General features: G+C 61.8%; 26 protein-coding genes and 1 tRNA gene. 10 read left to right on the top strand and 17 right to left on the bottom strand.

Annotation, left to right across the window (positions count from 1 at the left end):
• Positions 1-120: 120 nt before the first annotated feature.
• From KIP88_RS19095 to KIP88_RS19075, 5 genes are all read right to left on the bottom strand, one after another.
• On the bottom strand, positions 121-1902 hold the full coding sequence (locus tag KIP88_RS19095; protein ID WP_249790869.1) for an adenylate/guanylate cyclase domain-containing protein: 1782 nt from the start codon (positions 1900-1902) through the stop codon (positions 121-123).
• Between the two features lie 134 nt (positions 1903-2036).
• Complete coding sequence (locus KIP88_RS19090; protein ID WP_214489495.1) at positions 2037-2945, bottom strand: hydroxymethylglutaryl-CoA lyase; 909 nt, start codon at positions 2943-2945, stop codon at positions 2037-2039.
• Positions 2942-4948, bottom strand: coding sequence for an acetyl/propionyl/methylcrotonyl-CoA carboxylase subunit alpha (locus tag KIP88_RS19085; protein WP_214489494.1), 2007 nt, complete (start codon positions 4946-4948; stop codon positions 2942-2944). Before KIP88_RS19085 ends, KIP88_RS19090 begins: the two co-directional genes overlap by 4 nt.
• A 2-nt stretch (positions 4949-4950) precedes the next feature.
• Entirely contained in the window at positions 4951-6555 is a 1605-nt protein-coding gene (locus KIP88_RS19080) for a carboxyl transferase domain-containing protein (protein WP_214489493.1), read from the bottom strand.
• A 100-nt stretch (positions 6556-6655) separates the two neighbouring features.
• Positions 6656-7828 (bottom strand): isovaleryl-CoA dehydrogenase, encoded by a 1173-nt coding sequence (locus KIP88_RS19075; RefSeq protein ID WP_214489492.1) that lies wholly within the window; start codon positions 7826-7828, stop codon positions 6656-6658.
• Between the two features lie 176 nt (positions 7829-8004).
• Here KIP88_RS19075 and KIP88_RS19070 point away from each other — a divergent pair, with 176 nt between their 5' ends.
• Together KIP88_RS19070 and KIP88_RS19065 are read left to right on the top strand one after the other, a co-directional pair.
• Positions 8005-8673 carry a TetR/AcrR family transcriptional regulator gene (locus KIP88_RS19070; RefSeq protein WP_214489491.1) on the top strand — a complete coding sequence of 223 codons (669 nt, stop codon included), beginning with the start codon at positions 8005-8007 and terminating at the stop codon, positions 8671-8673.
• 16 nt (positions 8674-8689) lie between these two features.
• The gene (locus KIP88_RS19065; protein WP_214489490.1) at positions 8690-9187 is read left to right on the top strand and encodes an Lrp/AsnC family transcriptional regulator; all 498 of its coding nucleotides are present in this window, start codon (positions 8690-8692) and stop codon (positions 9185-9187) included.
• 30 nt (positions 9188-9217) lie between these two features.
• Here KIP88_RS19065 and KIP88_RS19060 read toward each other — a convergent pair whose 3' ends face one another.
• On the bottom strand, positions 9218-9523 hold the full coding sequence (locus KIP88_RS19060) for an ETC complex I subunit (RefSeq protein ID WP_214489489.1): 306 nt from the start codon (positions 9521-9523) through the stop codon (positions 9218-9220).
• 231 nt (positions 9524-9754) lie between these two features.
• Here KIP88_RS19060 and KIP88_RS19055 point away from each other — a divergent pair, with 231 nt between their 5' ends.
• Entirely contained in the window at positions 9755-10900 is a 1146-nt protein-coding gene (locus tag KIP88_RS19055; RefSeq protein WP_214489488.1) for an OpgC domain-containing protein, read from the top strand.
• 29 nt (positions 10901-10929) lie between these two features.
• Here the strand turns inward: KIP88_RS19055 and KIP88_RS19050 are convergent, their stop codons facing one another.
• Positions 10930-12741 (bottom strand): carbamoyltransferase C-terminal domain-containing protein, encoded by a 1812-nt coding sequence (locus tag KIP88_RS19050; protein WP_214489487.1) that lies wholly within the window; start codon positions 12739-12741, stop codon positions 10930-10932.
• 336 nt (positions 12742-13077) lie between these two features.
• Between KIP88_RS19050 and KIP88_RS19045 the strand changes: the two genes are divergently transcribed.
• Positions 13078-13383, top strand: coding sequence for a hypothetical protein (locus KIP88_RS19045; RefSeq protein ID WP_214489486.1), 306 nt, complete (start codon positions 13078-13080; stop codon positions 13381-13383).
• A gap of 132 nt (positions 13384-13515) precedes the next feature.
• Here the strand turns inward: KIP88_RS19045 and KIP88_RS19040 are convergent, their stop codons facing one another.
• Genes KIP88_RS19040 through KIP88_RS19030 form a run of 3 tightly spaced genes read right to left on the bottom strand, consistent with a single transcriptional unit; the run spans position 13516 to position 16461 of the window.
• A complete protein-coding gene (locus KIP88_RS19040; protein ID WP_214489485.1) occupies positions 13516-14613 on the bottom strand; it encodes an amidohydrolase family protein in 1098 nt (365 codons plus the stop codon).
• 40 nt (positions 14614-14653) lie between these two features.
• On the bottom strand, positions 14654-15430 hold the full coding sequence (locus KIP88_RS19035; RefSeq protein WP_214489484.1) for a cyclase family protein: 777 nt from the start codon (positions 15428-15430) through the stop codon (positions 14654-14656).
• 47 nt (positions 15431-15477) lie between these two features.
• Complete coding sequence (locus KIP88_RS19030) at positions 15478-16461, bottom strand: fumarylacetoacetate hydrolase family protein (RefSeq protein ID WP_214489483.1); 984 nt, start codon at positions 16459-16461, stop codon at positions 15478-15480.
• An 87-nt stretch (positions 16462-16548) separates the two neighbouring features.
• On the opposite strand from KIP88_RS19030, the gene KIP88_RS19025 reads away from it, so the two are divergent.
• From KIP88_RS19025 to KIP88_RS19005, 5 genes are read left to right on the top strand one after another with little or no spacing between them, the layout of a single operon-like run.
• Complete coding sequence (locus KIP88_RS19025; protein ID WP_308163592.1) at positions 16549-17472, top strand: ABC transporter substrate-binding protein; 924 nt, start codon at positions 16549-16551, stop codon at positions 17470-17472.
• An 11-nt stretch (positions 17473-17483) separates the two neighbouring features.
• The gene (locus tag KIP88_RS19020) at positions 17484-18182 is read left to right on the top strand and encodes a GntR family transcriptional regulator (protein WP_214489481.1); all 699 of its coding nucleotides are present in this window, start codon (positions 17484-17486) and stop codon (positions 18180-18182) included.
• 3 nt (positions 18183-18185) lie between these two features.
• The gene (locus KIP88_RS19015) at positions 18186-18989 is read left to right on the top strand and encodes an ABC transporter ATP-binding protein (protein WP_214489480.1); all 804 of its coding nucleotides are present in this window, start codon (positions 18186-18188) and stop codon (positions 18987-18989) included.
• Complete coding sequence (locus KIP88_RS19010) at positions 18986-19750, top strand: ABC transporter permease (RefSeq protein WP_214489479.1); 765 nt, start codon at positions 18986-18988, stop codon at positions 19748-19750. The genes KIP88_RS19015 and KIP88_RS19010 overlap by 4 nt, the downstream gene beginning before the upstream one ends.
• Positions 19747-20514: an ABC transporter permease gene (locus KIP88_RS19005; RefSeq protein ID WP_214489478.1), complete on the top strand. Its 768-nt coding sequence runs from the start codon at positions 19747-19749 to the stop codon at positions 20512-20514. The genes KIP88_RS19010 and KIP88_RS19005 overlap by 4 nt, the downstream gene beginning before the upstream one ends.
• A 346-nt stretch (positions 20515-20860) precedes the next feature.
• On the opposite strand, the gene KIP88_RS19000 is transcribed toward KIP88_RS19005, so the two are convergent.
• From KIP88_RS19000 to KIP88_RS18970, 7 genes are all read right to left on the bottom strand, one after another.
• Complete coding sequence (locus KIP88_RS19000; protein ID WP_214489635.1) at positions 20861-21085, bottom strand: hypothetical protein; 225 nt, start codon at positions 21083-21085, stop codon at positions 20861-20863.
• Positions 21086-21159: 74 nt separating this feature from the next.
• A complete protein-coding gene (locus tag KIP88_RS18995; RefSeq protein ID WP_374226480.1) occupies positions 21160-21747 on the bottom strand; it encodes a CAP domain-containing protein in 588 nt (195 codons plus the stop codon).
• A gap of 80 nt (positions 21748-21827) precedes the next feature.
• Positions 21828-21904 (bottom strand) — tRNA-Pro (locus KIP88_RS18990).
• Positions 21905-21970: 66 nt separating this feature from the next.
• A complete protein-coding gene (locus tag KIP88_RS18985; protein WP_214489625.1) occupies positions 21971-22420 on the bottom strand; it encodes a DUF192 domain-containing protein in 450 nt (149 codons plus the stop codon).
• A gap of 167 nt (positions 22421-22587) precedes the next feature.
• Positions 22588-23253: a cold-shock protein gene (locus tag KIP88_RS18980; RefSeq protein ID WP_214489477.1), complete on the bottom strand. Its 666-nt coding sequence runs from the start codon at positions 23251-23253 to the stop codon at positions 22588-22590.
• Between the two features lie 202 nt (positions 23254-23455).
• A complete protein-coding gene (locus KIP88_RS18975; RefSeq protein ID WP_214489476.1) occupies positions 23456-24217 on the bottom strand; it encodes a Sir2 family NAD-dependent protein deacetylase in 762 nt (253 codons plus the stop codon).
• A gap of 113 nt (positions 24218-24330) precedes the next feature.
• Positions 24331-24639 carry a hypothetical protein gene (locus KIP88_RS18970; RefSeq protein ID WP_214489475.1) on the bottom strand — a complete coding sequence of 103 codons (309 nt, stop codon included), beginning with the start codon at positions 24637-24639 and terminating at the stop codon, positions 24331-24333.
• 189 nt (positions 24640-24828) lie between these two features.
• On the opposite strand from KIP88_RS18970, the gene KIP88_RS18965 reads away from it, so the two are divergent.
• Entirely contained in the window at positions 24829-24996 is a 168-nt protein-coding gene (locus KIP88_RS18965) for a hypothetical protein (RefSeq protein ID WP_214489474.1), read from the top strand.
• The last annotated feature ends 446 nt before the right edge of the window (positions 24997-25442 follow it).

The raw sequence follows: 25442 nt of genomic DNA, 5'->3' as shown, positions 1-25442 counted from the left end.
CGAGCCTGCCAGGGCGCGCACTCTTAAATCGAGGTTGACTGGTGCTGGCTAGAACCAATGCCCACTATGCCTCGGTAGCAACTAAATTCCTTATCGCGGCGACATGATACGATGTGCCAGTCATTCCGGCACACCAGCGATCCGGAAAGCCTGCGCCAATTTTTCGATATCTTCAGCTCGACGATATGGCGCCGAGTTCTTGATTCCGGAAATGCGTAGGGTTGGGTCTAGTTGCATTGCGCGCACACCGGCCTCTCGTGCTTCCTCAACCTGTCCAGACATCGCATGGCATGCCGCCAGAATGCATTGTGCGGGCATAAATTTGGGCTGCTGTCTGATGGCGGCTGTCGCCCACGATGAGGCCTCCTCATTGCGGCCAGCGAGAAAATGAGCATAAGCCATCCCGGTCTGGGCAGTGAAGATCGATGGATCCAGCGGGCTCAAACGCAGCGCGACTTGGAATTGCTCGATCGCGGCGTCAATTTCCCCGGAAAAAAGGTGGACCCACCCCCTCCAATGTCGCGCGATAGCCTGATTTGGATCTAGATTTATCGCCCGCGAGAGGAGCGCCGCGCCTTCCTCGACCTCGCCCACTACGAAAGCGAGCGCATGTCCGGCCGGTGCAAGCACCGATGGATCGTCCTGATCGAGTTCGATCGCCCGCCTCGCGAGACGCCGGGCTTCAACTCGTTCCTGAGAGGCATCGGAGCTCCAGCCGAAAGCTTTCCTTTGTAGATAGCAACGAGCGCCGAGTGCGTACGCTGCGGCGAACTCGGGATCCATATCGCAGGCAATTTCCGCGAGCGTGAGGGCTTCAAGGTGCGCTTCTCTGGTGAATTTATAAAAGCTGGCGAGCGCGCGAAGATAGTAGTCGTAAGCCTGAAGGTTTCCGGTCGGTTTGCGCTGTGCGCGCTCGATCTCGGCGCGCTGCAGTTGAGGAGCGATTGCGCCGATCACGCTGCTCGTCACCCGATCCTGCAGATCGAAAATATCTTCAAGCAGGCTGTCGAACCGATCCGCCCAGAGATGCACTCCTGTTGCGGCATCGATGAGCTGTCCGGTGATGCGGACGCGATTCCCAACCTTGCGCACACTGCCCTCAAGCACGTAGCGAACGCCAAGTTCACGTCCGACTTGCTTGATATCGACCGCTTTGCCTTTGTACGTAAAGGTGGATTGTCGCGCGATGACGAACAGGGACTTTAAACGCGACAGTCCCGTGATGATGTCTTCCACCATGCCGTCGGCGAAATAATCCTGTTCTGGATCGCCGCTCATGTTCTCAAACGGCAGTACCGCGATGGAGGGTTTGTCCGGGAGCGCGAGGGGCCGCGCAGTCTCGGTCGGCGGTTTTGTTGCCGGCGAGGAGCTTGGGCCGATGCGCACGCGCCAAGCCCGCATCGGTTCGGCAATATTCTTCAAGGATTGCGAACCCATATCCTCCAAGGTGCTCTCAACCTTGCCCCGAATCTGCCGGCGGGCATCGTCGGAAATGCAAATCCCGCCCGGTTCTGCGACCCCTTCGAGACGCACCGCGATATTGACCCCATCACCAAAGATATCATCGTCTGCGATGATAATATCACCGACGTGAATGCCGATGCGAAATTCGATCCGCTTGTCCTGCGGCACATCGGTATTTTGCTCCGCCATGCTGCGCTGGATTTCGTCGGCGCATCGGACGGCATCGACGACGCTGGCGAACTCAACGAGGGCGCCGTCCCCTGTATTCTTGACGATGCGTCCGTGACGCTCAGCGACTTTTGGATCGAAGATCGTCTTTCTGATTGCTTTCAGTTGCGCCAGCGTGCCTTCTTCGTCGATCCCAATTAAGCGGCAAGAGCCCGCGACATCCGCCGCCAAAATAGCTGCCAACCGGCGCTCTACGTGCTCGCCGCTCAAGAGGCACCCCCAAGCTCGGGGAAAGCGAACTGATTATATAGCAGAATTGCCGGCCGATGTCCGGCTACGATTGGCCGCTCGGAGCCCGTCGTTCGACGAAATAGCTACTCCGGCAAACAACGGAATTTATCGGTCTACTTGCCGGCCCGCATCTTCGCGTTCAACGCTGCCGCCACGCGGCTGACCGGCGGACGGCCGATCAGCCCGCTTACCACGTTGGTCGCCGTGACGAGCTTGGGCATATCGACCCCGGTCGCAATGCCCATGCCCTCGAGCATGTAGACCACGTCTTCGGTCGCGACGTTCCCCGTCGCGCCGGGGGCGTAGGGGCAACCGCCAAGGCCGCCGGCGGCGGAATCGATTACGCGGCAGCCCTCCTCCATCCCGGCATAGAGGTTGGCGAGCGCCTGCCCATAGGTGTCGTGGAAATGCATCGCGAGCTTAGGCATCGGCACATGGCCGGCCACCGCGCGCAACAGGTGCCGCGCCTTCAGGGGCGTACCGACGCCGATGGTGTCGCCGAGGGAAATTTCGTAACAGCCGAGCTCCCACAGCACTTTTGCGACATCGACCACCGCCTGCGGCTTGATCTCGCCCTCATAGGGGCAGCCGAGCACGGTGGAGATATAGCCGCGCACCCTGACGCCGTCAGCCTTGGCGCGGGCGAGCACCGGCTTGAAACGGTCGATCGATTCTGCGATCGAGCAATTGATGTTGGCGCGGGAAAAACTCTCCGACGCCGCGGCGAACACCGCGATCAGTTTGGCGCCTGCAGCCTGTGATGCCTCGTAGCCCTTCTCGTTCGGCACCAGCACCGGCAGTTCACAATTCACGTGATGGCTGACGCCGCGCAGGACCTCGGCCGAGCCCACCATCTGCGGGATCGCCTTGGGCGAGACGAAGGCGCCGACCTCGACGGTATGAAGGCCCGCACCGATCAGCGCCTCGACGAAAGCGATCCGATCAGCGACGCTGATCGGGGTCTTCTCGTTCTGCAGCCCATCGCGCGGGCCGACTTCGACGATGTAGACGCGATCGCTCATGACGCCGCCGGTTCGATTTCGGCAAGCTCGACGCCTTCACCGACGATATCGCCGACCTTGCACTTGATCTTCTTCAACACGCCCGCAAAGGGCGCGCGCAGGGTCTGCTCCATCTTCATGACTTCCAGCGTGAGGATCGCAGCGCCCTTCTCCAGCGTTGCGCCCTCTTCGGCCAATAGCGCGACCACAGTGCCCGGCAACGGCGCCACGATCTTGTCCTCGCCGACCTGCTCCTCAGTCTCGCCGCCGAACGGATCGACCCAGTGCAGGTCGAAGCGGCCGTTGCGGGTGCGCAGGTAAAGCTCATGGCCCTCGATCACGGAGGTAACGCGCGATTTCATGCCGTCGATCGTCAGGTCGAAGCCACCGCTCTCGGCAGGTGAGGTTGCGAACACGAACTGGTGTTTGCCGAACGATACTGTCGATGCTCCGTTGCCATAGCGCAGCGTCACCTTGATTTCGGCGCCCTGCCCCTGTCGGAACGAAAAGACCCGTTGCCGCTGCCCGACCGGCATCCAGCCGAAGGTTTGCCACGGCGAATGCGCTTCCCGGCGCGCGGCCTTCTGCTCCTCGACGACGATCGCAGCCACCGCGGCGCAAAGCTCGAGATCGCCGAGGGCGCTTGAGGCTTCCGTCAGCTTCTTCAGTTCGCGCTCGATGAAGCCGGTGTCGATGGTGTTGGCGCGCACGTTCGGGTGCGTGATGAGCGCCGACAGGAACGGGATGTTGGTGACGATGCCACGGACGTCAGTCTCTTCCAGACCGCGGTTGAGCCGCTCGATGGCAGCCTGCCGCGTCGGCGCCCACGCGATCACCTTGGCCAGCATAGCGTCATAGTAGGGCGACACCGTATCGCCATCGCGATAGCCGGCATCGATCCGCAGGCCGTCGACGGCATCAGGCGTGCGCCAGGTCTTGATCCGGCCGACCGAAGGCATAAAATTCTTCTGCGGATTTTCGGCATAGACCCGCGCCTCGATGGCGTGGCCGTTCAGCCTGATCTCATCCTGCGCCAGCGGCAGCTTTTCGCCGAACGCTACCCGCAATTGCCATTCCACCAGATCGACGCCGGTAATCAGCTCGGTCACGGGATGCTCGACCTGCAGGCGGGTATTCATCTCGATGAAGAACACTTCCTTGCCGTCGGAGACGAATTCGATGGTGCCGGCGCCAACATAGTTCACGGCAGCGGCCGCCTTGCGTGCGGCAGCGCAAACAGTCTCGCGCTGCGTGGCGTCAAGCGTCGGCGACGGCGCTTCCTCGATCACCTTCTGGTGTCGACGCTGCAGCGTGCATTCGCGCTCCCAGAGCGAGAGCAGATTGCCATGGCTGTCGCCGATGATCTGGACCTCGATGTGACGCGGGTTCTGGACGAATTTTTCGATCAGCATGCGGTCGTCGCCGAACGCCGCCTTGGCCTCGCGCTTGGCGCTGACGATCGCGGCCGCAAGTTCTCCGGCCGAATTTACCACGCGCATGCCCCGCCCGCCGCCGCCGGCGGACGCTTTCACCAGCACTGGAAAACCGATCTTGTCGGCGGATTCTGCGAGCGTCGCCTCGTCCTGTGCCTCGCCGTGATAGCCGGGCACCAGCGGCACGCCGGCCTTTTCCATCAGCGCTTTCGAGCCCGACTTCGAGCCCATCGCGGTCATCATCTCGGCCGTCGGACCGACGAACACCAGCCCGGCATCCAGGCAGGCTTGCGCGAACTCGGCATTTTCAGAGAGGAAGCCGTAGCCGGGATGGATGGCTTCGGCGCCGGTCTGCCGCGCGGCTGCGATCACGCGTTCGATATTGAGATAGCTGTCGCGCGCCCGCGCCGGTCCCAGCAGCACGGCCTCGTCGGCCATGGCGACGTGCATGGCTTCCCGATCCGCCTCCGAATAGACGGCAACGGTGCGCAGGCCCATGGCGTGGGCCGAGCGAATCACGCGGCAGGCGATTTCGCCGCGGTTGGCGATCAGGAGCGTGCGAAAACGCCGGTAAAGTTTCGAGCGGTCCATCATCACATCCTGAACAGGCCGAATTTCGTGGGTTCGATCGGCGCATTCGCCGCCGCCGATAATCCAAGGCCGAGTACCAGCCGCGTGTCGGCGGGATCAATCACGCCGTCGTCCCACAGCCGCGCCGTTGCGTAATACGGATTGCCCTGGTGTTCATATTGCGCGCGGATCGGCGCCCGGAATTTTTCCTCTTCTTCCGCCGACCACGTCTCGCCCTTGGCCTCGATATTGTCGCGCCGGACTTGACTGAGCACCATGGAGGCCTGCTCGCCACCCATCACCGAGATGCGGGCATTCGGCCACAGCCAGAGAAAGCGCGGGCTATAGGATCGCCCGCACATGCCGTAATTACCGGCGCCGTAGGAGCCGCCGATCACGACGGTGAATTTCGGCACGCCGGCGGTCGCCACCGCGGTCACCAGCTTGGCGCCGTCGCGCGCGATGCCGCCGGCCTCGTATTTCTTGCCGACCATGAAGCCGGTGATGTTCTGCAGAAACACCAGGGGGATATTGCGCTGGCAGCACAACTCAATGAAATGCGCGCCCTTCAGCGAACTCTCGCTGAACAGGATGCCGTTGTTGGCGATGATGCCGACAGGATAACCCCAGATATGGGCAAAGCCGCAGATCAGCGTCGTGCCATAAAGCTTCTTGAATTCGTCGAACTCGGAGCCATCGACAACCCGCGCGATGATGTCGTGCACATCGAACGGTTTGCGGCCGTCGGCGGAGACCACGCCATAAATTTCCTCCGCCGGAAACAACGGCTCCCGCGGCTCGCGCATGTTGAGCGCAGCGCGTGTCGGCTGCTTCAGCGTGGCGACGATCCGCCGGGCGATCCCGATCGCATGGGCATCGTTCTGTGCATAGTGATCGGTAACGCCGGAATGCCGGGAATGCACATCTGCGCCTCCGAGTTCTTCGGCCGTCACCACCTCGCCGGTCGCGGCCTTCACCAGCGGCGGGCCGCCGAGGAAGATCGTGCCCTGGTTGCGCACGATGATGCTCTCGTCCGACATCGCCGGCACATAGGCGCCGCCGGCGGTGCAGGAGCCCATGACGATCGCGATCTGCGGAATGCCCTGCGCGGACATCTGCGCCTGGTTGTAGAAGATGCGGCCGAAATGCCGCTCGTCCGGAAAGATCTCTTCCTGCATCGGCAGGAAGGCACCGCCGGAATCGACCATGTAGACGCAGGGCAGATTGTTCTGCCGCGCGATATCCTGAGCGCGCAGATGCTTCTTCACGGTCATCGGATAGTACGTGCCGCCCTTGATGGTGGCATCATTGGCGACGATGACGCATTCGCGCCCCGAAATACGCCCCACCCCGGTAATGACGCTGGCGGAATGCACGTCCCCGCCATAGAGGCCGTTGGCGGCGAGCGGCGACAATTCGAGGAAGGCGGTGCCGGGATCGACCAGCAAGTCGACGCGCTCGCGCGCCAGCATCTTGCCGCGCGAGGTATGCCGCTTGCGCGACGTCTCGCCACCACCGCCGGAGACAACCTTCAGCTTCTCGCGCAGTTCGGTTACCAGACCGCGCATCACGTCGGCGTTGCGGGCAAACTCGGACGATTGAGGATCGATGGTGGAATGAAGCGGCATGGTCGGCGTTTCTTTGGATGCTGGAGAGCCGTCGGGAGTGCTTCAGGACGGTACGTTCGAAGAGGATGCAGCCTGTACCATCTTGGCCGGAATGTGAAGTTCAGGCGGTCTTTTCGAATAGTTCCCGGCCAATCAGCATGCGGCGGATTTCGCTGGTCCCGGCGCCGATTTCATAGAGCTTGGCGTCGCGCAGCAGGCGACCGGTCGGGTAGTCGTTGATGTAACCGTTGCCGCCGAGGAGCTGGATGGCGTCGAGCGCGCATTGGGTGGCTTTTTCCGCCGCGTAGAGAATGGCGCCGGCCGCGTCCTCGCGGGTGGTCTCGCCGCGGTCACAGGCCTTGGCCACCGCATACACATAGGCCCGCGAGGCGTTCATGGTGGTGTACATGTCGGCTATCTTGCCCTGCACCAATTGGAAGGTGCCGATCGGCTCGCCGAACTGCTTGCGCTCGTGCACATAAGGCAGCACCACGTCCATGCAGGCCTGCATGATGCCGATCGGCCCCGCCGCCAGCACCGCGCGTTCGTAATCGAGGCCGCTCATCAACACGTTGACGCCGCGGCCGACTTCGCTCAGCACGTTCTCTTCCGGGACTTCGCAGTCTTCAAACACCAGTTCGCAGGTGTCGGAGCCACGCATGCCGAGCTTGTCGAGTTTCTGCGCGGTGGAAAATCCCTTCATGCCCTTTTCGATGATGAAGGCGGTCATGCCGCGCGGACCGGCGTTGAGGTCGGTCTTGGCATAGACCACCAGCGTGTCCGCCACCGGTCCGTTGGTGATCCACATCTTGTTGCCGTTCAGCACAAAGCGGTCGCCCTTTTTGTCGGCGCGGGTCTTCATCGACACCACGTCGCTTCCGGCGCCGGGCTCCGACATCGCCAAGGAGCCGACATGTTCGCCCGAAATCAGCTTCGGCAGATATTTCCGCTTCTGTGTTTCATTGCCGTTGCGGCGGATCTGGTTGACGCAGAGGTTGGAATGCGCGCCATAGGAAAGCCCAACCGCGGCCGACGCCCGCGACATTTCCTCGACCGCGATGCAGTGCTCGAGATAGCCCAGGCCGGTGCCGCCATATTCCTCCTCGACGGTGATGCCGTGCAGGCCGAGCGCGCCGATCTTGGGCCAGAGGTCGCGCGGAAACTGGTTGCTGCGGTCGATTTCGGCGGCGCGCGGCGCGATCTCGTTCTGCGAAAACGCATGCACCGTCTCGCGTATCGCATCCGCGGTCTCGCCGAGATCGAAGTTGAGAAGCAGCGCCCTGTTCGAGGCCATCATTCCACCCTTGGTTTTTCTTCGAATTAAACGATCATACGTTTTTTTAACTTACCTGCAAGTGGAACCTGACAAGATTCAATGAAGACTACAGATGATTGAAATCACTATCGTTTCATGCCATAATTATACGATCGACCGCTCGTTTCCACAGGCGGCGAATGCCCAGAGGCCCCATGGCGCGAACGATCGGTTCTCACGGCCCCAAGACGATGGAGGCGATCCGCAAAGCCGGGCTGCGCCTGATCTTCGAGCACGGCTACGCGGCCATGAGCCTGCGCCAGCTCGCCGCCGAGGTCGGGATCCAGTCAGGATCGCTCTACAACCACATCTCGACCAAGCAGGAATTGCTGTTCGAGCTGGTGCGGGACCACATCAACGAATTGCTTCGCCAACTCGATCGCGCCCTGCAGGGAAAACAGCGGCCGGTCGACAAGCTCCGCGCCTTCACAGCCTTTCACGTCACCTATCACATGACCAGGAAGCGCGAGGTCTTCATCGCCAATTCCGAGCTGCGAAGCCTGGAGCCGAAAAATTACGAAGAGATCGTGGCACTGCGCGGCGCCTATGAGCAGCGGCTGGCGGAAATACTCAGCGAGGGCGTCGCCGAAGGCGAGTTCGAGGTCGTAGACGTCCAAGTGGCGACATTTGCGATCCTGGCCTTGTTGACCGGCCTCACCACCTGGTACCGGCCCGGCGGGCGGCTCACCAAGGACGCCATCGTCGCCGCCCACGAAAAGCTGGTGCTATCGAGCGTCGCCCCCGGCGCGGCACCTGACCCGGCCCGAGCCAAACGCGCGCCCTCCCCTGACGTCACCGCGCCTGCCAGGCTGGAGCGCCGATGATGCCCAAGAGGAGTCCATGACGGAACGCCAACCCCTCGACGACATCGACCTGAAGATACTGTCCGAGCTGCAAAGGGATGGACGTATCCGCAACAACGAACTGGCTGAGCGGGTCGGCCTCTCGGAGCCTCCGTGCCGGCGGCGCGTTCGCGCACTTCGCGAGCGCGGCTATGTCAGCGCCGTCAGAGCCACACTCGACGAAACGCTCCTGGGCTACGAGGTGATTTCCTTTGTCCTGATCCAGTTGCAGAGCCAGGCCCAGGCTCCGCTGCAGGCGTTCGAAAAATCGATCGCGGCGGTGCCGCTCGTCCTGCAGTCCTGGCGGATTTCGGGCGACGCCGACTATCTGCTCAAATGCGTGGCGCGAAACGTCGAGGGCATGCACCAGCAGCTTCTGCAGTTTTCCGCGATGCCTGAAGTGCGCAACATCAGGACCTTCCCGGTGCTTGGCGTCGCGAAGGACGCGCCGCTGCCGATTCCCAACTATCCAGCGGCATCCGATCCGGCACAGTAGTCCTCGTCCGGACTCCCGGCTTCGTTCAGCCTAGTGCGTCCAGGGTTCGACGCGCTTGAAGGCGAAATTGTCGGCGTAGGCGGCCGGCCGGCGTACCGAATCCTTGGGCTCGATCACCTGGTAGGCAATGCCCTTGCGCTCGCAATAGGCGATCGCGTCTTCCTTGGTGTCGAAGTGCAGGGTGAGCTGCTGCTTCATGTCACCCGACGAGGTCCAGCCCATCAGCGGCTCGACCGCCCGGGGCTGCTCGGGCTCGTAATCGAGCTGCCATTCCCGGGTCATGGCCCTGCCCGATTGCATCGCGTTTTTGGCGGGCTTAAAAATGCGTGCGGTCATGGATGGTCGGGTCCTTAAGCGTATGCGACATGGTAGCGGTTGGTGGAAACGGCCGGGATAGTATAGAGACACCTTTCAGGAAACTTGATCGGTGATTCCAGAAATCCGGATGTACCATTTCCGTACCGGTATAGTCATTATGCCGTACTGTGACAATCTAGGGCCATCCGGCGCCCGGAACCCCGTCTTGCGGCGCCATCCTCCCGAAAGCATCACTGCGAAACTGCAGCCATGAAAATCAACGCCACCCTGCCCGACAAAGGACGCGACCTCCGGCTCGACCTGTTTCGCGGGGTCGCAAACTGGGCGATCTATCTGGACCACATTCCAGACAACGTCGTGAACTGGATCACCACCCGCAATTACGGGTTTTCCGACGCCGCCGACCTGTTCGTTTTCATTTCCGGCTATACCGCTTCCTTCGTTTATGCCCGGATGATGCTGGAACGCGGCTTCATCGTCGGCGCCACGCGGCTGACCAAGCGCGTCTGGCAGCTCTATGTCGCCCATATCATCCTGTTCGTGATCTATATCGCCTCGATCAGCTATCTCGCATTGCGTTTTGGCGATTCCCAACTGGTCAACGACTTCAACGTCGCCGGCCTTATCGACAACGCGACCGAAACGCTGCGGCAGGGCCTGTTCCTGAAGTTCAAGCCGGTCAACCTCGACGTGCTGCCGCTCTACATCGTGCTGATGGGGCTGTTTCCGCCGGTGTTGTGGATCATGCTGCGCCAGCCCAACTGGACCATGGTGGCCGCGATCGCGCTGTGGCTGGTGTCGCGGCAGACCGGCTGGAACCTGCCCGCCTACCCGACCGGCACCTGGTACTTCAATCCGTTCGCCTGGCAGGTGCTGTTCATATTCGGCGCATGGTGCGCGCTCGGTGGTGCCCGCAAGAATCTGCACATCATCAACTCGCCGATCACACTGTATTTCTGCATCGCCTACATGATCCTGGCTTTGGTCATGACCATGGCCGGCAAGTTTCCGACGTTCGGCGAGATGTTCCCGCAGTGGCTGTATTCGACGTTCAATCCGAACGACAAGACCAACCTTGCGCCCTATCGCTTCCTGCACTTCGTAGTGATCGTGATCCTGGTCATCCGTTTCGTGCCAAAGGAATGGCCGGGCCTGGAGTGGAAAATTTTCGATCCCCTGGTGGTCTGCGGTCAGCAGTCGCTTGCCGTGTTCTGCGTCGGCGTGTTCCTGTCCTTTGTTGGACATTTCCAACTGTCGCTGAGTTCGGGCTCGCTATTCGTGCAGATCCTCGTCAGCATAACCGGCATCGCGATCATGACGGTCGTCGCCTACTACATTTCCTGGTCGAAGCGGCAGGACAAGCCGCTCAAGCCGGCGGCGCCGAAAGCCGCCTGAGCGGCTCCCGGCTGGTCTCCGGCAGCCGCTCAGGCCGGCTGCGCTGTCGACGCCACCAGCGTCCGCACGTCGGCGTAGATAGTGACCAGCGGGGCGACCACCTTGTGCATGGTGGTCTTCGACACGATCGTATCGTGGATGACCAGATGATCGACGCCCGTGGTCAGAAAGCAGTTCACGGCATCCTGCGGCGTTTCCACGATCGGCTCGCCCTTGATGTTGAATGAGGTGTTGATCAGCACGGGAACACCGGTCAGCGCCTCGAACTCCTTCAGCAGGCGATAGAGCATCGGATTGGTTTCTTCGCGCACGGTCTGCACCCGCGCGGTGCCATCGACATGCACGATCGCCGGAATCTTGTCCCGCCACTCGGGGCGCACCGGCTTGGCGATCAGCATGAAGGGCGAGTCTTCGTCGCCTTCAAAAATTTCCTTCATGCGCTCGGCCAGCACGATCGGCGCGAACGGCCGGAACGCCTGCCGGTGCTTGACGCGGCTGTTGAGGATGTCCTTCATCTCAGGCTTGCGCGGATCCGCGATCAGGCTGCGGTTGCCGAGCGCGCGCGGTCCGAACTCCGACCGGTCCTGAAACCAACCGATCACCTTCTGGTCGGCGAGCAGCTTTGCGGTGTCACGGCAGACATTGTCGCTCTTGACGGCATCGACCTGGATGCGCACGAGGAATTTCTGCAATTCCGTGGCGGCTTCCTTATCGCTGTAGCGCTTGCCGACATAGGAATGATCCATCACGAAGTCGCGGCGCTGCTTCAGGATTTCGAGCCAGCCGTAATAGGCGCAGCCGATCGCAATGCCGTCGTCGCCCGCCGCGGGCTGGATCCAGACATTCTCAAAACCCGCTTCGCGGGCGACCCGCCCGTTCGCCACGCAGTTCAGCGCGACACCGCCGGCCATGCAGAGGTTCTTTGCACCAGTGGTTTCACGCAGCCAGCGGGCGCGGGCAAGCAACACGTTCTCGGTGTCGTCCTGCGTGCGCCAGGCGAGATCTTCCCAGTGCCGCATCGCAGGGCTCTTTTCCCAGTTGCTGCCGGGTTCGAACACGTAAGGCTGCTTGAAGTCAGCGGTCCAGTGCGGCACGTCCAGCTTGCCGTCGTTCAGCTCGAGCAGATGCTTGACCTGGTCGCGGCGGCCATAGGGTGCCAGACCCATCAGTTCGCCGCACTTGTTCCAGTCGCCGAAAATGTAAGTCGAGGCGCGGCTGTAGAGCGCGCCGAGACCGGGCATGTTGTAGAATTCGTCGCTGAGGAAGCCGCGATCCGGCTCCATCCAGACCTTCTTCAGGCATTCCAGCGTCGCGCCGCTGAACTTGTAGTAGCTCTCCGACTCACGCGCGAGCGGCGTCGCCGTGTCGCTGGCCGGAAAGGCTTCCATGACGTCGGAGCGGTAGCTGCCGACGCCATCGACGATCATCACGACGCCATCCTCGAACGGCGACACTGCGAACGCGCTGTAGGCGTGCGCGAGGTGATGGGAGATCGTGACCACTTTGTCCTGACGCGACAGATACAGCGGGTGCTTGGCCGCGTCGCCCCGCTCGAAATCCGGAAGGAAACCCGGCGCGTCGAAATAGACCAGCCGCTCCTCCATTTCCTGGACCGGCAGGATGTAGCAATTGCGCACGATCAGATCGACGTCATCGAGCGTGATGCCCTCGGCCTCGAGGCAATAATCGATCACTTCTTTGTAGAAGCCCGATGCGTGCTTGGCCCGCGTGATCCGCTCCTTGGCGATCGCAAAGGCGATGGCGCCGTCGCGCAACAGGCAGGCGCTGACATCATGGTCGTAAGTGTTCAGGCCAAGGACATAAGTGTGTTTTTTGGGCATGGGTACTCGTTAAGGCGGGGGTCGTCGTGCGCTGAAAAAGGGAGATCGTGTCGACATCAAGATGCTGGCGTGGCTTTGCCGTAGCTTCTCTCTAAATTCTGCAACGCACAACCATCAGCGTTCAGCAAACATTCAGGAAGATGAACGACGCAACGCAAGAATCCTCTACAAAACGCCTGCAACTTGACCTTACCTGCCCTTCTTAATAAAGTCCCGAAAGCCCGCAAGAACCTTAGTAGAAATATTGTCTTCACATCTGAACCGAAAGCTTTGTCGCACGTCTAAGTGAGATAGTGCCGAAGTCCAGATGTCTGGAAGTGACCCGGAGATTCTCGAATGGCTAAACGCTACAATATCCTGACCCGCTGCCTCGCAGCGTTAGCTTTGTTGTTCGTCTACGTGGCCAGCACCTCTGCCATTCTGGTCGGCGGAACGACCACATCGGCTGAGGCGCGCGGCGGGCGAGGCGGCGGCAGAGGCGGCGGCCGTGGCTTTCGCGGCGGTGGCCGCGGCTTCTATCGCGGAGGCGGCCGTGGCTTCTATGGCGGCCGAGGCCGAGGCTTCTATGGCGGGCCGGTTTATGTACGCCCTGGTCCGCGCTGCTGGTGGAATCCCTACGGCGTCCGCGTCTGCAGGTGGTGACATAGGCCCGATCGTCGTCGCCTAAGGCGGGGATCAGAGACAAAATCAAAGGCGTGCCGGACCATCCGGTGCGTCTTTTTCTTTTGGCGGATCGCTCCACGAGGTGACCGGTGGACCGGCCCGCTCCCCAAACTAGCTTGCGAGCCGCGGTAACAGCTTGAGCGCATTGCCGCGCTCGATTGCCGCGATCTGTTCGTCGGTGAACACACCTGCTTCTCGCAAGCCCTTCACGTGATCGATTCCGGTGCGGTACGGGAAATCCGTCCCGAACACGATCTGCGACGGCGGAATGATTGCCGCCAGCGCCGACATCGCACCGCGGTTGGAGGTCTGCGCGGTGTCGTAGAAGAAACGCTTCAACTCGGTGAGCGTGCCGTCGGGCACCGTCTCCTTGGCCTTTGGCGCCAGCAGCGGATGACGGACGAAGCGCTCGATCAGGAACGGCATGGTCCCGCCCGCATGCGAGAAGATCCAGCGGATGTCGGGAAACCGCCGCGCATTGCCGGAGAAGACGATGTCGGCGATGGTGCGTGTCGTGTCGGTGCCGAACTCGATCATGACGGGTGGCTGCGTCGGCGCCAGGTTCACACAGCAATTCGCCGCCGTCGGATGGGTGTAGACCAGCGCCTTGCGGCGATTGAGTTCTTCCATGATCGGAAGGAACAGCGGATCGCCGAGCCACTTGTCGCCGTAGCTCGTCATCAAGGCGATGCCGTCGGCCTTGAGCGTGTCGAGCGCATACGTCAGTTCGCGCAGGCTGCCTTCGGTGTCGGTGAGCGGCAGCATCGCGAAATTGCCGAACCGCGCGGGATAATCCGCGACCAGTTTCGCGGCATATTCATTCGACTCGCGGCAGAGCTTTCGCGCCAGATCGCCCTTGGTGAAATTGACCGCGGGCGTGGTGACGGACAGCATCGCGGTTGCGATGCCGGCCTTGTCCATATCAGCGAGCGATTTCTCGATGGTCCAGTTCTTCATCAGGGGATCGCCGAAGCCGCCGTCGTTCGACGCGGTCACAAAGGTCGGCGGCGACAGATGATGGTGGACGTCAATCCGGAACGGCTTTGTGTCGGCGGTTTGTGCCGTTGCCCGGCTGATACCTGCCGCCGTCGTCAACGCCAGCGCGCCGGCACCGAGCACGAAGCCGCGCCGGCTTGGGTTGGAGAGTGACGGACTTGATGGGCCACAGCAGAAGCATCCCCGCAAGCGCGGCGCGCGCAAATCCGTCATCCGTTCTCTCCCTGCTTTTGTTTGTTGTCGCCTGCCACCTTCAGCCGTCGAGGATGGCGACCGCCCGGGTCCAGCCTGCGGAAGCGCGCTCGATCTTCACCGGGAAGCACGACACCATGAATCCGCTCGACGGCAATTGTTCGAGATTGTGCAGCTTCTCGATGTGGCAATAGCCGATGTGGCGGCCGGCCTTGTGACCTTCCCAGATCAAACTGGCATCCTTGGTCTCGGCATATTTCTTCGCGGTGTAAATGAACGGCGCGTCCCAGCTCCAGCCGTCGATGCCGGTCAGCCGCACGCCGCGCTCCAATAGATACATCGTCGCCTCGTACCCCATGCCGCAGCCGGAGGTGACGTAATCCTGCCGGCCATACTTGACGCCAGCACTGGTGTTGACCACGACGATCTCCAGCGGCGACAGCGTATGCCCGATGCGCTTGAGTTCAGCTTCGACATCCGCGGCGGTAGCAACATAGCCGTCCGGAAAATGCCGGAAGTCGAGTTTCACGCCCGGCTGAAAACACCATTCCAGCGGCACCTCGTCGATGGTCCATGCACGCTCACCGCGGTTCATGGTGGGATGGAAGTGCCAGGGCGCGTCCAGATGCGTGCCGTTGTGGGTGGAGAGCGATACCTGCTCGACCGCCCACCCCTGGCCGTCCGGCAGATCTTCCGCCTTCAGCCCGTCGAAGAACTGCAGCATCCGCGGCAGGCCCTGCTGGTGATCGATATACTGGATGGTCGGATGATTGCCGGGCGGATCGGCCGGCACGTCGTTTTGCAGGGGAACGGAGATATCGATCAGTTTGCGCGCCATGGCGTTTCCTCGCTGGATGTTCTTGTTTGATAGCGTGGCGGAAGAGCCTATTGCCGCTCAACCCGGTTCTTCAAAATGCCGATCTTTTCGACTTCGAGCTCGATGCTGTCGCCATGTTCGAGATACCAGCCGAGTTCGAGGCCGCAGCCATTGCCGACGGTGCCCGATCCGATGAACTCGCCGGGCATCAGGGTCTCGTCCCTGCTGACATGGGCGATGATCTCCTCGAACGAGAATAGCATGCCCTCGCTTACCCCTTGCGAGCGCGTCTCGCCGTTGACGCGCGCTTCCATCTTCAATTTGTAGGGATCGCCGATCTCGTCCGGCGTGACGATCCACGGCCCCATCACGTTGCCGCCGTCAAAACTCTTGCCTTTCGCCGGCCCCAGCCGCCCTTCCATTTCGATGCGCTGGGCATCGCGCGCGGAAAAGTCGTTGAAGATCGTATAGCCGAAGATGTGGTCTTTGGCCTTGGCGGCGGAGATGTTGGCGCCCTTGCTTTTGGTGACGATGCCGAATTCGAGTTCGTAATCCATCACCTGGCTGTAACGCGGCCATTTCACCGTGGTGTTGGTGCCGCGGACGCTGAAGCGGTTGGTGATGTAGTAGATCGGCTGCTTGCGGTAGACCTCCGGCAGTTCACCGAGCGGTTCGGCCTCGATCCGCGCCAGCTCCGCCATGTCGCCCTTGGCGCGCGCGGCGAGTTTGAGCTGCCCGCGCGGGGCTTGCAGGATGTGCAGCGGGAACGACATGCCGTCCCGCATCTGCCGCGGCTCGGGGACCGGCGCGAGTATCTCGGCCGTCTCGGTCTTTACCGACAACGTCTCGTCCTTGCCGTGCGCGTCGAACATTTTTGCCGCCCGTTCGAGCGCGGCGTCTCCGGCATCGATCAATGCCAGCATCGATGCGAAGGCGGGATTGGCGCTTCCGTTCCGGCTAGCGGCGGCTGCGAGATCAAACAGAAGCGTATCGCCCGTATGCACGATTCCGATCTTTTCCTGTCCGCCGGATTTGAATGTCGCGAGTTTCACTGGATCACCCCTTGTGTTTCGATGAAATATATGATCAAAAAAAATATCGATAAACAAGACAGAAAAATGTGTCATGGGGAGATCGTCGTGAAAAAGGTCCTTGCCGCCCTTGCGGTCAGCGTGGCGCTGACCGGCACCGCCTTTGCGCAAGCCAAGATCCAGGTCGGCTGCACGGCGACATCGGACTGCGCCTCCGCCATGGTGGCGATCGACGAAGGCATCTTCAAAAAGCACGGGCTCGAGGTCGAGATGACGCCGATCGGCATCAACTCGAATATCCCGGCGGCGATCCTGTCGAACTCGATCCAGATCGGAGGACCGACCTCGACCGTGTTCCTGCAGGCGGTCGATGGCGGCCTCGATCTCGTTGCGATTGCCGGCGCAACCATCATGAGCCCGGTGACAAATGGCAACATCACCGCCTTCGTCCGCAACGGCATCACGATCAACGAGCCGAAGGATTTCGTCGGCAAGAAGGTCGGCGCGCCCGGCCTGAATGCCTTTCTGCACGTGCTGTTCGTGAAATGGCTGGTGGAGAAGGGCGTTGATCCCAAGCGCGTCAACTTCGTCGAGGTCACCTTCCCGACCATGGCCGACATCATCAAGTCGGGCGGCGTCGATGCCGTGCTGACCGCCGAGCCGTTCGTGACCCGCATGACCAATGCCGGTCTCGGCTCGGTCGGCGCACGCTACGCGGTCGAACTGGCGCGTACCGATCCCATCATCTTCTATGCGGCGTCGCGCGAATGGGCCGACAAGAACGCCGCGGCGATCAAGAAATTCCGCGATGCACTCGCCGAATCCGCCGTCATCGTCAACAATGACCGCGAAAAGGCATCGAACTCGATTGCCAAATTCACCAAGCAGCCGATCGAGCTGGTCAAGGCGACGCCGCCGAACCGCTCCGAACCGGTGCTGAAGCCCGAGCAACTCGCCTGGTGGATCGAGGTGATGTCGACGCAAAAGATGCTGCAATCCAAGCTCGACACGTCGAAGCTGGTCCTGAAGTAGAGGATTTCGCGATGCCGGCGTCCGAGCGCCAACCGAGCCGATCGACGGTAGAGGCCGCCACGCTGAGCGAGCGCGCGGCCCTGCTGGTCGAGCAGGACATCCTGGCCGGTCATCTGGCGCCGGGATCGCGTCTCGGCATCGTCGACCTCGTGCAGCGCTATGACATCGGCGCCACGCCGCTCCGCGAAGGCCTGTCACGGCTGATGTCGCGCGGGCTGATCGTCGGCACCGGGCAGCGCGGCTTTCGTGTCGCCGACATCAGCCGCGAGGATCTGCTCGATATCACCACCATGCGCACCGCGATCGAGATCGAGGCCGTCAGGCTGGCGATCACCCACGGCGATGATGCCTGGGAGGCCGGCATCGTCAGCGCGCTGCACCAGATGCGCCGCCACATCGAGCGTACCGGTGATGAATTCCGCGAAGGAGCGGAGGATTTCGACCGGCTGCACAAGGGCTTTCATACCGCGTTATTGGCCGCCTGCGGCTCGAAACGCATGCTATCGGCCCATTCCGATCTCTACGACCAGGCCTACCGCTACCGCCGCGTGATGATGCGCTCGTTCGATAGCGGCAAGAAGTTCGTCCGCGCCCATCAATTGCTCGCCGATCGGATCATCGCACGCGATATTCCCGGCTCCCAGGCCATGCTGGCGGCGCATCTGCGTTCGACCATGGACTTCGTCTATCCCTCAGGCAACGAGAGCTGAACCATGGCAAGCGCCGCAAAACGCCTCGAAGCCGTATCCGACACTGCCACACCGCAGATCGCATTTGACGGGGTTACGCTCGCACTCGGCGGCAAGACCATCATCGAAAATCTGAGTCTCGGCGTCCGGCCCGGCGAATTCCTCTGCATCGTCGGCGCGTCCGGTTGCGGCAAGACCACGGCGCTGCGTCTGGCGGCCGGGCTCTACCAGCCGACCGGCGGAAGAGTGAATTTCGACGGCCAGCCGATGCGCGAGCCGCGCCGCGAGATCGCGATCGTGTTCCAGGATTACGGCAAGGCGCTGCTGCCGTGGCGTACCGCGGCGGGCAACGTCTCGCTGGCGCTGGAAGCGGGCGGCATGCCGACGGCCGAGCGCCCTGCCCGCATCGAGGAATTGCTGCGCACCGTCGGCCTGCCCGGCCACGCCGGCAAATATCCGTCCGAAATGTCGGGCGGCATGCAGCAGCGCCTGCAGATCGCCCGCTGCCTCGCGCAGGAGCCGAAGACGCTTCTGATGGACGAGCCGTTCGGCGCGCTGGATGCGATGACGCGGCAGGGATTGCAGGACGAGGTCCTGTCGCTGGTGGCGGCGAGCGGCGCCACCGTAATCTTCGTGACCCACGACCTTGATGAGGCGATCTATCTCGGCGACCGCGTGATCGGCCTGTTGCCGCATCCGGGCCGGATCGGCATCGAACTTTCGGTCAACCTGCCGCGCCCGCGCGACCAATTGTCGACCCGCGAGCATCCGGAATTCCTGCGGCTGCGGCGGCAATTGTTCGATTTCATCAAGGCGACCGAGCAGTGACGGGCAATTCCGCCAAGGCGTTGGCGCTGCCGCTCGCGGTGCTGGTGGCGTTCGAGGTCTGGGCGCGCGCCATCCACCTGCAAAGCGACAGCCTGGCGCCGCCGAGCGCGATCGTCATGGCGCTCTTTGGCGCCTTCGCCGATTTCTCGATCCTGACGGCAACCCGCGACACTCTGTTCTCGGCGTTCACTGGTCTCGCCATCGGCACCCTCATTGGCCTGGCGTTCGGCATCGCCTTTGGAATTTCGGACACCCTCAACCGCCTTATGGAAGTAACCGTCGAGGCGATCCGTCCGATACCCTCGATCGCGCTGTTGCCGATTGCGCTGATCGCGCTCGGCTTCGGCTACCGCATGGAAATCGTGATCGTGGCGTTCGCTTGCGTCTGGCCGATTCTGATTCTCTCCCGTGCCGCCGTGCGCAGCATCGAGCCGCGGCTGATGGAAGTGGCGCGGGCGCTGCGGCTGCCGCCGGCGCAACGGGTCTGGAAGATCATCATCCCGGCCGCACTGCCGCGGATCTTCGTGGCCTTTCGCCTGTCGGCCGGCATTGCCCTGATCGTCGCCGTCACCGTCGAAATCGCGATCAACCCGCTCGGCCTGGGTGCCGGCATCATGCTGGCGCAGCAGGCGCTGCGCCCTGACCTGATGCTGGCGTACCTGGTCTGGATCGGCATCATCGGCTACGCGCTGAACATCCTTCTGACCGTGGCCCAACGCCGCCTGTTCGGCCGCGCCGCGTTGAGCGGAGACAGCCCATGAACCGCACGGCACTCATCTGGCGGGTGGCGAGCTTTGCGGTCGCGGCCGGCTTCATCGCGCTCTGGCAATTGATCGCCAATTTGAAACTGGTCTCGCCGGTGTTCCTGCCGGGGCCGGACCGGGCATGGGCCGCGCTTATGCGCGGATTCTCCTCCGGCGATCTCTGGAGCAAGCTCGCGGGCACGCTCGAACACATGGCCTATGGCTGGCTCGCCGCCTCCATTGCCGGCATCGCGATTGGCGCGATCATCGGTTCGTCGCGCACGATGCGGACCTATGTCGCGCCCTCGCTGGAGTTTTTGCGGCCGCTCCCCGTCTCGGCGATCATTCCGGTTGCGATCGCCATGCTCGGACTAACGCAGGCGATGGCGCTGTTCGTGATCGCCTTCGGCGCGATCTGGCCGATCATGCTGGCGACCATCCATGGTTTTGCGGCAGTCGAGCCCCGGCTCTACGAGGTGGCGCGGTCGCTGCAGATGTCGCGGCTGGCCGTGATCTTCAAGATCGCGCTGCCCTCCGCCAGCCCCGACATTCTCGCCGGCATGCGGCTCAGCCTGACGGTGGCGCTGATTCTGTCGGTGGTCTGCGAAATCCTGGCCGGCCTCGATGGGCTCGGCCACTGGGTGCTGCTGTCGGCCCGCGCGTTCCGCTCGGCCGACCTGTTCGCCGGTGTCATCCTGCTTGGCGTCACCGGCTACGTGACGTCGGTGGCGATGTCGTTAGCCGAGCACAGGCTATTGGCGTGGCAGGCGTCGCAGCGGTGACGCAAGCAGCTGGGGCTGCGAAGCATTCTCCGACATGGGTTCCGGAACGCGTTGAAGCCAGGCAGAGCGCTTCTTCGTCCCGACGGCGTCCCTGCTGACGTCTGCCATCCACCGCCAGGCGGCTTTGGCACTGAAGGTGACGAGCACCTCGTGGTGCCGCATCCCCTTGCCGCCCTTGACCAGCCCGAGATCACGGATGATGCAATACGTCCCGCTGCTCATGCGGGCGAACTTCGCACCTTGAAAATGATTGCGCACACGCGACAACATGCGTGCAGCATGCATCCCGCGTCGATTCCGTCAACCTTGACGGCCGCCGAATCAACCTCGCCGAGGTGCGAAGCCGTCAAAGCGTTGCGTTGTTGCCGCGCTCGCCGATGCGATGTATTTGCGCGGTCCGAACCGGCACGCGACCCAGCACCGCGCGCCGCTCGTTCATGCGTGCGCCCGGCGAATCCGGCTGCGCAAAGCATTCCAGTATCTGGATACGGATTTCCTCCGCGACCGGACCCTCGACCTGGCGCATGCGATTCCAGAGCCGTATGATTTCCCGTTGCTTCTCGACGTCCATTGGTCACCTCCGAAGAATGACCAAAGAGAACATAACAAGAACAATACTGCAAGGCAGAAAGTTGCGGTTTCACACTAGAAACACAGGCTGAGAATCTTCAGCCGGCAGGCCTCGGCCGCACGCGGTTTGGGCTTCGCAGCGCTTGCCTGCTTCGAATCCTTCGGCGAACTCTTTGGCGAACTTTTGGGCGCCTTGGAGCGCTCATAGTCGCCTGCGATCACCATGGCCCAATACATACGACCGGTCTTCGCGCTTTTCACGCTGGCAACACCGACGCGCGTGGCGCCGGGCAGCAGGAGGTTTTTTCGGTGCCCTGACGAATTGATCCACTGGTCGAGGGTTTTGGGAAAACCGTCATAGCCGTACGCGATGTTCTCTGCGGCCCGGCCAGCGCCCGCCGGGCTGACACGCGTATTGAAGCGGCCGAGGACATCGTGATCCAGTTGGTCCTTTGCGGCCATCGCCTGGGCCTGATCGTGTGCAATCCGCGTGAGCGTCGCATCCAGGGTGACGCGCTTCTCCCCGTGCTTCAGCCGAAAGTCAGAAATCATCTGCGCCGGATTGGCCGCGGCCGTCCGACTCAGGACCGTGGTGGCAAAACAAAGCGCCAGCCCCAGCAGCAGAGCCTGCCGCGCCAGAATGACTATCTTCGTACCAGTCACAAGTTTTCCCCTGCCCCTTCCCAATTGGGATCGCTGGGTCGATTCAATCCTAAAAAGACGCGGCAAGTCATTGATTTTATTGGTCGGGGCAGCTGGATTCGAACCAACGACCTGCAGTACCCAAAACTGCCGCGCTACCAGGCTGCGCTATACCCCGATCCGATGCTGGGAAATGCGTCGATACACGCTTAAACCCCGGCCATCAAGGCGATCTGGAAGGGCTTTAGCGCTTATTGAAGAGCGGGTGCGCCACCCGGTCGCCGGGCTGAATTCCATACTTTTGCGCGGTGCCCGCAATCACTTCCAGCACGCCCTTGGCTAATCCCCCGGAGGAGATGATCTTGGTGGAGTGCGGCTCGGTATTTTCGGCGATGCGCAGGATGCGGCCGTCGGCGCGGATGAAGATCATGTCGAGCGAGATGTAGGTGTTCTTCATCCACATCGAGATCTGCTGCTCAGGCGAGAAGTCGAACAGCATGCCTTTGCCGTCGGGCAGCTCCTTCCGGTACATCAGCCCCTGGGTCTTCTCCTCCTCCGTCGTCGCCATCTCGACCGAGAACACCTGCACGCCTGACTTGGTGGCGATCTCGAGCGGCTGAAAGCTCGCAGCCCTCGCGGCGGGATTGGCGCCGAGGATAACGAGCACAGCGGAGGCCGCGGCCAGCGACGTCATCAGGCGGCCGCCAATGCGAAGCCGCGCAACCATCAAAGCGAAATTCATCAAAGCACTCATGCCGGATATCTGGGAATTGCCGGGGAAACCCTAACCCGATGATTGCGGCAAATGCCAGAGGCCGCCGCCGGGCGCGCGGCGTCCGGCTCAAATTTCCGTCAGCGGGATCAATGCGAGGACAGCGCCGACGGGCCGGTCTCGGGATGGATCTCGGCCGCCATCATGCCCTTGGACCCGGGCCCAAAGCGCACCAGCACATACTGGCCCGGACGCAGCTCGGTCATGCCGAATCGGCGCAACGTTTCCATATGGACGAAAATGTCGGGCGTGCCCTCGCCGCAGGTCAGGAAGCCGAAACCGCGCAGCCGGTTGAACCACTTGACCTGGGCCCGCTCCAGACCGCTGGTCGGCGTGACGCTGACATGGGTCCGCGGCGGAAGCATTTGCGCCGGATGGATCGCGGTGGACTCGTCCATCGAAACGATCCGGAACGCCTGATAGCCCTTGGCGCGCTGCACGCATTCGACCACCAGCCGCGCGCCTTCATAGGCGGTTTGGTAGCCATCGCGCCTAAGCACGGTGACGTGCAGCAGCACGTCGGGCCAGCCATTGTCGGGAATGATGAAACCATACCCCTTCGAGGCGTCGAACCATTTGATGACGCCGGATATTTCGACAAGGTTGGCCGCGGCATCGCCTAGCCCCGAAAACGCATCCACCGCCGGATCGCGTTGCGCGCCGGTTGTGTATTCACTCGGTCCAAGTCTGTTTTGCTCTGTCCCGCCTGACGGCGGCCCCCCGAGCTTCTTGGACCCAAATTCGTCCGACCCCATGACCCCGGACCCCACACATTCAAAAAAAGCGGTCCACTGTCGCCACCGTGGACCGGAACACGCGCCCTACCATGACCATCATGGTAACGCAGCGCGAATCTCTCGAATCAAAAGATAACACTCCCGACTGCCGCGCATAGCTAAAAAAAACAAAATTGCGGAGGCTATGAACAGGCTTGCGCAACCGCGAATCAGTTGACGATCAATTGCCTACGAACGGTCCGAGCGTTTCTCCGATGTCGAAACGGATCACCAGATCGGCGACATCGTCCTGTTCGGTCGGCTCGTTGTTGATGATGACGAGCTTCGCGCCGCAATTCCTGGCCATCAGCGGAAAACCTGCGGCAGGCCAAACGACTAGCGACGATCCGATCGCCAGAAACAGGTCGCACTGCTGAGCCAGTTCAGTGGCGCGGCGCATCGCATCTTCCGGCATCGCCTGTCCGAACGAGATCGTCGCGGTCTTCACCGGCTCGTCGCAGATGGTGCAGTCGGGGGCATCGCCGGTTTCTTCGAAACGCGCCTTTACCCAAGGAAGATCATAGGCATGTCCGCAGCCGATGCAGCGGGCATAGGTGGTGTTGCCATGCAGTTCGACCACATCATCGGCTTTGAAGCCCGACGCCTGGTGCAGATTGTCGATGTTCTGGGTGATGATCGCCGGCGTCTTGCCGGCCTTGTAGAGCGAGGCCAGCGCGCGATGCCCGCGGCCGGGCCTGGCCGCCGCAAAGGTCTCTTCCATCGCAAAGCGCCGCCGCCAGGCCTCGGCCCGCGCCTCAGCGCTGGAAACGAATTCGTCGAACGCGATCGGGCGGTTGCGGGTCCACAGGCCGCCGGGAGAGCGGAAATCCGGAATGCCGCATTCGGTGGAAATGCCGGCTCCGGTAAAGGGAACGATACACGAAGCTTCGGCAATCATGTTGCCGAGCTGCTCGACGCCGCTGCGCAAATCCTTGGCGATCACCGCTGATATTTCCGAATGGTTGGGCCGTGCGAACTATAGCACGGCCCTTCGGATTGCCAGATCGATGTGCCCTGCCCGGCCGCGCAGCATGCGTATCGTCAAAGCGGCCTCTATTAGGCCGCCTTATTGCCGCTCGCCTTATCCTGCTGCCGTGTCGCGGCTGCGTTGGTCACGCTGCCTTGATCATGCGCCTTGGCAACCTGTTCCTTCGGCTCTTTGGCTTCTTCGGTCTTCTTCGCCTTCGGCGGCGCGGGTGCGCTTTCCGCCTTCTTCACCGGCTTGCCGTATTGGGCCAGCTTTTCCAGTTCTGCTTCGAGCTCGGCGCGGCGCACGGCGACTTTCTCGAACAGCTTGTCGGTCGCGTTCTCGCGCAGACCAGCGAGTTCTTCGATACCAAGTGAATCCAGATCAATCTTTGCCATTGGAACCTCCCGTTGTCCTTTCGCTAACGGGAACCCGCGTGAGCGACAAGGTGCAGCACATTTTATCCACCGCCTTCGCTTCGAAGGCGGCAGGTGATCGCAATGGTGCAACCCCGCTTCCGCATTCACGCCCCATTCGCGCGCGCCAATGATGGCGGGGCACGAATCAAACAAGAAAACGGATGGGCGATGACGGAGAAGGAAGAAAGACTCGCGCGCGACCGCGCCGAAATCGCAGCGCGCGTCGCGAGCTTCAGGGAAACCCAGCAGAAGTTCGAACGCGAGCGTGAGGAATATTATGAGACGACCCTGACCAACGCACTGAACGGAACCAGCCGGCCTTCGTTCTGGCGTTAAGGCGGACCCGCGAGAAGCTGCTCGGCCTTCGTGCCATTGCAATATGTCGCGTGGAACCGAAAGAGAATTCGCCAAGAGAATTTTCGAAGAATTTCGGAGAGAATTTTCGGAATGGCAGGAACGAAGACGCCATCTCGACGTTTTCCTTACAAGTGCAGCAACCTTGCGAGAGGTGAAAGCACGAAAGACCCCGTCTACATCTTCGGATGTAGGCGGGGTTTTTAATTGTGAAGCGGACGGCCTACATTACACGCGATCACCGAGCCATGCGATCGGGCAGGTCTGATCATCGGATTGCGCAGGAACAAATACGGCCCTTGAGGAGTTTATTAGCGGGGAAAGGTGCGTCATGCCCGCGTGGATGGAAATTCTGATCAATGTGATCGGCTATGCCGGCTTCATCGCCATTGCGACTTGGCACAAATCGCCAGGCGAAAAATTGCCGG

Source organism: Bradyrhizobium sp. SRL28, from assembly GCF_018596315.1.
GTDB lineage: Bacteria > Pseudomonadota > Alphaproteobacteria > Rhizobiales > Xanthobacteraceae > Bradyrhizobium.
Note: the sequence above shows the minus strand (reverse complement) of the source record. Positions and strands in the feature narration are given on the sequence as shown.